The organism is Hallella mizrahii (genome assembly GCF_009695775.1).
Taxonomy (GTDB): Bacteria; Bacteroidota; Bacteroidia; order Bacteroidales; family Bacteroidaceae; genus Prevotella; species Prevotella mizrahii.
On the sequence record NZ_VUNG01000103.1, the window covers coordinates 1 to 1,197 of the forward strand.

A 1,197-nucleotide genomic window follows, 5' to 3' on the forward strand; every position below is an offset into this window, starting at 1 on the left:
GGAAACAAAAAAATAGTCCGCTCGACTCTAGATTGAGAGTTGAAGCGGACAAGCTTTTGTATGAATATTTCAGGAAAAGGAGAAATGATCACTCATTGAAGTTGAGCTCCGGTGCCTTTTCCGCACCCGCAGCAGCCTCGAACTTCTCCATGCGATTGAAACCGAACATGCCGGCAAAGACTACGTTGGGGAAAGTGCGCACATCCTGATTGTAGTCTTGCACAGCCATATTGTATTTTTGTCGAGCCTCGTTGATGCGGTTCTCCGTACCCTCCAATTGTATCTGCAGGCTCTGCTTGTAGTTGACATGTGGGAGCACATCACCAAACTGACCCACAACTTCGATACCCCGCCCGATGGTTGCGCTTCTTATCATCTCATGAACCAACAGCTCCATCAGTTTTTCCTCGATCTTAAGGAACACATCTCGCTGGAGGACAACCACATCTTCCCGGGATTTCTGCACATGGAGCAACAGAGGGGGGTGAGTAATCAACAGTTATAGAATATAGAATAGGGAGACGCAAGTTCAACATAGAAGTGCAATCGATAGACAGGTATAACCTAAATAATCTATACTTGAAAACACCGAGAGGCCAAGGGGCGAGCAGCTCCCATAAGCGATCTTGAACGGCAGAAGATATTAGCAATGCAAAAAAAAGGAGAACGCTTTCTCCTTAAAATCAACTATATTTGCATTGCTTTGTACAAACATCTGATTTCGGAACAAAGATACGCAATTTATTTAATGCTGCAAAAGAATATGTCCCAAAAAGATATTGCGCTGCTATAGGAGTAAGCCCCTCAACTATTACAAGGGAGCTATCGTGACTATAATAGACAGAAGTACAGACTGGCTAATCATGAGAAAACCGCCCATGGCAAAGATGCCTTTGCCGCCCCTCATGCACCATGGCAAAAAGGTGGCATCGAAAACACAAACGGCCTCATAAGGCAATACATACCAAACGGTACCAATTTCAATGATGTAAGTCAACAGAGAATAAAAATGATACAAACCTAAAATCCGCAAGCAATCTCAATGACAATCTCAATTGCAGTAAAGAGCTTGAACACTATGCATCATGATAGTATGAGCGTGAATTTTGTCCGATTTGTGCACACCATCCCCTTACCCCACGATGCGACTTGAGGTAATACGCAGATTAAAACCATAAGGAACGGATTTTATCCGAA

Annotated in this window: 1 protein-coding gene; it reads right to left on the reverse strand. The window is 43.6% G+C overall.

The annotated features are described in order from the left end of the window. Positions 1–88 precede the first annotated feature (88 nt). A complete protein-coding gene (locus FYJ73_RS16350; RefSeq protein WP_419471157.1) occupies positions 89–496 on the reverse strand; it encodes a LemA family protein in 408 nt (135 codons plus the stop codon). Positions 497–1,197 lie beyond the last annotated feature (701 nt).